Source organism: Arthrobacter sp. 2YAF22_2, assembly GCF_052114645.1.
Lineage (GTDB): Bacteria > Actinomycetota > Actinomycetes > Actinomycetales > Micrococcaceae > Arthrobacter.
The window spans coordinates 1-4,351 of the sequence record NZ_JBFRFD010000318.1; the positions used below are offsets into that span (position 1 = coordinate 1).

Below are 4,351 nucleotides of genomic sequence, written 5' to 3' on the forward strand. Positions count from 1 at the left end.
GTGTTGGCCAGCAACCGGGTGCCGCGGACAATGCCAACGCGGGCCTGAGGTTACGGCGATGGCATCGACGTCGTCCAGTGCCACGTCCGCGGCAGCCAGGGCTTCGCGGAGGGTGGGAACAAAGGCGTCGAGGTGCGCGCGCGAGGCGATCTCGGGGATGACGCCGCCGAAGCGGACGTGCTCCTCCATGGACGAGGAGACGGTGTTGGCCAGCAACCGGGTGCCGCGGACAATGCCAACGCCGGTCTCGTCGCAGGAGGACTCGATCCCCAGCACCAGGGGCTGGAAGCTCTGCGGGTGATGGTTCATGCTTGGCCTGTTTCCCTCGGCAGTGGTGGATGCTGTGTGGTCGCGGGATGTTTGTCCGCCGGGTGGTTCTCCGTCGGCTTGTCGGCCGCTGCTGCTGCGCCGTCCGCCGCGTGGAGCTGGAGCCGCATGATCAGCGCGTCGACACCGTCGCGGTAATAGCGGCGGCGGACGTGGATCTGCTCGAAGCCGAAGCGGCGGTAGAGCTGCTGGGCGCGGGGGTTGTCGGCCCGCACCTCCAACAGCACGTCGGCGGCACCGCGTCGCCGGCTCTCCCGGATGAGCTCGGTAAGCAGGGCCGAACCGATCCCGCGGCCCTCCTGCGCAGGCACGACGGCGATGGTTTGGACGTCCGCGATGGGTTCGATGCACATCAGCCCGGCGTACCCGACTATGGCACCGGACGCCTCCGCGACGAGGTAGTGCCGCGTCCCGGCCTGCGCCAGTTCGTCGACAAACATCTGCAGCGGCCAGGCGTCCACGGGGAACAGCCTGCACTCCAGCGCGTGCACGGCAGGGATGTCCGCCGCAACCATAGCCCTCAGCACCACCCCCGACGGGGACGGTTCAGGGGGTGTTACCTGTGGTGTTTCCGGAGCGGTCACAGGGCGCGCTTCCGCGGGCCGGGGACCTGGGCGTCGGATTCGCGCAGGTACAGAGGGGTGGTGTCCAGGAGTTGCTCTCCCGCGGTAAGGCGAGCGAGCGCGAACTGGCCCAGCGAGAGCGCTTCCGGCTGGCGGGCCGCGAATTCGGGCACCGCCTGCAGGGCCTCCGGGTACAGGCCGGCGCCTGCGCCGTAGACGGGAAGGTCCGGCAGCCCGGCGGCGAATCCCACGTGCGGCCCGTCCAGCAGCTGCGGCAGCTGGCCGCCGGCCAGGGCGTAGCGGGCCCAGTAGACCTCCTTGCGCCGCGCGTCGGTGGCCACGACGAACTCGGCCGCAGCCTCCGTGGACTCGGCCACTTCCAGGGCAATCGCATCCAGGCTCATCAGCCCGTAGAGGGGCTTTTGCCAGACAAAGGCCAGGCTGCGGGCGGTGACGATGCCGGAGCGGAGGCCGGTGAAGGGGCCCGGTCCCACTCCGACGACAATGGCGTCGACGTCGGCGCCGCTGAGGCCCGCGCCGGTGAGTAGCTTTGCGATGCCAGGGGCCAGCACTTCGGCGTGGCTGCGGGTGTCCTCGGTGGCGAAGCTGCCGACGACGGATTCGAGCGAGTCATCGGAAACGAGCGCTGCGCTGGCGACCGCCGAGGTGTCGATGGCAAGGATCAGCACGGTCAGTCCTTTCCTGGGGTCGCGGGCAGGTTGGGGATACCCACAAGAGCAGTCGGGGGCTCGGCCCAGCGCGGACCGAAGCCGCGGAACACCACGGTCCTGGGCTCGTCGACGTCGTCGGTGTCGAAATCCAGGGTGGCGCCCTCGGGCTCGGGCTGGGTGCCGGGCAGCGGCTGGGCGCCGCCCAGCCGGCGGTGCAGCTCGATTTCGAGCCGGCTTTCGCTGAGGTGCTCCACGCGGCCGCGGCCCCACTCCACCACGGTCACCGCAGTATCCATGGTGTTTTCCAGGTCGATGTCATCGATTTCGGAGGTGGACCCCAGCCGGTAGGCGTCGACGTGGACCAGATCCGGACCGCCCGGACGGGGTCCGTCCGGCAGGTTGGGGTGAATCCGGACCAGCACGAAGGTGGGCGAGATGATGCCGGCGCGGACGCCAAGGCCTTCGCCAAGCCCCTGGGTGAAGGTGGTTTTGCCGGCGCCCAATTCGCCGCTGAGCACCAGCAGGTCGCCCGCCTGAAGGCCGGCCCCAAGGTCGGCCGCGAGGGCGTGCGTTTGCTCCGCGGTCCCGACGTCGAGGGTCCGCTCCCAGGCCGGTTCGCTCACTGCCCGGCCACGCCGTCGGATGACGACTCTTCGTTGATATAGCGGCGCGGTACCCGCGGGCTGATGCGGGTGACAATTTCGTAGTTGTTGGTGCCGGCCGCCGTAGCCCAGTCCTCGGCGGTGGGGCCGCCGTCGGCGCCGTCGCCGAACAGCACGGCTTCGGCGCCCAGCAGGCTGCGGCCGCCGACGGAGACCTGGAGCGGGCCGAGGTCGATCACCATCTGGTCCATGGCAATGCGGCCCACCACGGGGTAATTCACCCCGCCCACCCGGACGGGACCGCCGGTGGCGATCCGCGGCACGCCATCGGCGTAGCCCAGCGGGACGAGCCCCAGGGTGCTGGGCCCTTGTGTGCGGTAGTGCAGCCCGTAGGAGACGCCCTGGCCGGCGGGCACGTCCTTGCAGTGCGCGATGACGGCGCGCACGCTCATGGCCGGGCGCAGCCCAACTTCCGCGGAACTCTGTCCTTCGAACGGCGAGAGCCCGTASATGCCCAGGCCCACCCGGACCAGGTCGAAGTGCGTGTCCGGGCGGGAGAGCGTGGCGGGGGTATTGGCGAGGTGGCGGACTTCGGGATCGACGCCGGCGTCCTGGGCTATCGCCAGGACCTCGCGGAAGGCTTCCAGTTGCTGGTCCGTTTCGGGGCGGTCGGGTTCGTCGGCGACGGCAAGGTGGGAGAAAATCCCCACCACGCGCAACAACCCCTGATCCTGGTATTCCATGGCCTCGCCGAGCAGCGTGTCCCAGGAATCCAGGGTGACCCCGTTGCGGCCCAGCCCGGTGTCGACCTTCAGATGGATCCGGGCCGGGCGTTCCTGCTCACGCGCGGCGGCGACGATCCGGCCGAGCTCCCAGCCGGAGCAGCCAATGTCGATTCCGGCAGCGACGGCGGCCGCGAAGTTGCTCTCCGGCGTGTGCAGCCAGGCCAGCACGGGCGCTTCGATCCCGGCAGCGCGCAGGGCCAGTGCTTCGGAGATGTGGGCCACGCCCAGCCAGCTGGCTCCGGCGCTGAGCGCCGCGCGGGCAACAGGGATGGCGCCGTGGCCGTAGGCGTCTGCCTTGACAACGGCCATCACCCTGGCCGGCGACGCCACCGCGGCCAAGTGCCGGACGTTGTGCCGGATGGCGTCAAGGTCGATGACGGCCGAGCGCTCCTCGACATGGACCGGACCTGCTTCCACCGAGGGCCTGAAATCACCTGTAGCTGCTGGGTACATCACTTTACGATTCTACGGGTGACGGCAGACGCTGCTGCATTCCGCCCCCGCCCGCGCCTTTGGGACATGCCCATTCTTCGCGGTAGTGCCCATTAGCGTGGTGTAACGGCCCGGCCCCGGGCGTGTTGTTCCCGAACGTGAGGCGGCCATCGCGTGATTCTTGGAAAGACCGACCAAAGTCTTCTCTCAAGGAGTTTCCACGCGATGACCGCACCCCATGTTATCGATCCTGCCCGTTTCCTGTCCGAGCAACTCGAGCAGGCCTCCCCGGATCTGATGCGATCCATGCTCACCACGTTCATCAACGCGCTGATGAGCGCCGAAGCGGACGCGGTCTGCGGCGCCGAATACGGTGCCCGTTCCGAGGCGCGTACCAACTCGCGCAACGGCTACCGGCACCGGGACTTCGACACCCGCACCGGGACCGTGGATGTCGCCATCCCCAAGCTCCGGCACGGCTCGTATTTCCCGGACTGGCTGCTGGAGCGCCGCCGCCGGGCCGAGGCCGCCCTGACCACGGTGGTCGCGACCTGCTACCTGCTCGGGGTGAGTACCCGGCGGATGGAAAAGCTCGTCGAGTCCCTGGGGATCACCCGGCTCTCCAAGTCCCAGGTCTCGGTCATGGCCGCGGACCTCGATGCCCAGGTTGAGGCGTTCCGCACCCGGCCCCTGGATGCCGGCCCGTACACGTTCGTGGCCGCCGATGCCCTGGTCCTGAAGGTCCGCGAAGGCGGGCGGGTGGTCAACGTCCACGCCATGGTCGCCACCGGGGTCAACGCCGACGGGCACCGCGAGGTCCTGGGCATCCAGGCGTCCTCCGCCGAGGACGGCGCCGGCTGGCTGGGCTTCTTCCGGGACCTGACCGCCCGCGGCCTGACCGGGGTGAAGCTGGTAACCGCCGACTCCCACGCCGGGCTGGTCGCCGCGATCGGCGCTACCCTGCCCGGGGC

Annotated in this window: 5 protein-coding genes and 1 pseudogene; 1 reads left to right on the forward strand and 5 read right to left on the reverse strand. The window is 69.7% G+C overall.

Features of this window, described 5'->3' with window-relative positions:
* The 5 genes and pseudogenes from AB4Y86_RS13065 to alr all read right to left on the reverse strand — a co-directional run.
* Nucleotides 1–309: pseudogene (locus AB4Y86_RS13065) on the reverse strand (hypothetical protein); the annotation flags it as partial.
* The gene (gene rimI / locus AB4Y86_RS13070; RefSeq protein WP_441402651.1) at nucleotides 306–842 is read right to left on the reverse strand and encodes a ribosomal protein S18-alanine N-acetyltransferase; all 537 of its coding nucleotides are present in this window, start codon (nucleotides 840–842) and stop codon (nucleotides 306–308) included. The gene rimI and the pseudogene AB4Y86_RS13065, both read right to left, overlap by 4 nt.
* A 65-nt stretch (nucleotides 843–907) precedes the next feature.
* Nucleotides 908–1,579 carry a tRNA (adenosine(37)-N6)-threonylcarbamoyltransferase complex dimerization subunit type 1 TsaB gene (tsaB, locus tag AB4Y86_RS13075; protein ID WP_441402647.1) on the reverse strand — a complete coding sequence of 224 codons (672 nt, stop codon included), beginning with the start codon at nucleotides 1,577–1,579 and terminating at the stop codon, nucleotides 908–910.
* A 2-nt stretch (nucleotides 1,580–1,581) separates the two neighbouring features.
* On the reverse strand, nucleotides 1,582–2,184 hold the full coding sequence (gene tsaE / locus AB4Y86_RS13080) for a tRNA (adenosine(37)-N6)-threonylcarbamoyltransferase complex ATPase subunit type 1 TsaE (protein WP_441402648.1): 603 nt from the start codon (nucleotides 2,182–2,184) through the stop codon (nucleotides 1,582–1,584).
* On the reverse strand, nucleotides 2,181–3,404 hold the full coding sequence (gene alr, locus AB4Y86_RS13085) for an alanine racemase (RefSeq protein WP_441402649.1): 1,224 nt from the start codon (nucleotides 3,402–3,404) through the stop codon (nucleotides 2,181–2,183). Before alr ends, tsaE begins: the two co-directional genes overlap by 4 nt.
* 201 nt (nucleotides 3,405–3,605) lie before the next feature.
* Between alr and AB4Y86_RS13090 the strand changes: the two genes are divergently transcribed.
* Nucleotides 3,606–4,351: IS256 family transposase (locus AB4Y86_RS13090; RefSeq protein ID WP_441402650.1), on the forward strand; the 746-nt coding region annotated here is incomplete at its 3' end.

Excerpts from the sequence above, each read along its gene's own strand:
- rimI (WP_441402651.1), bottom strand. The coding sequence starts at position 842 with ATGGTTGCGGCGGACATCCCTGCCGTGCACGCGCTGGAGTGCAGGCTG.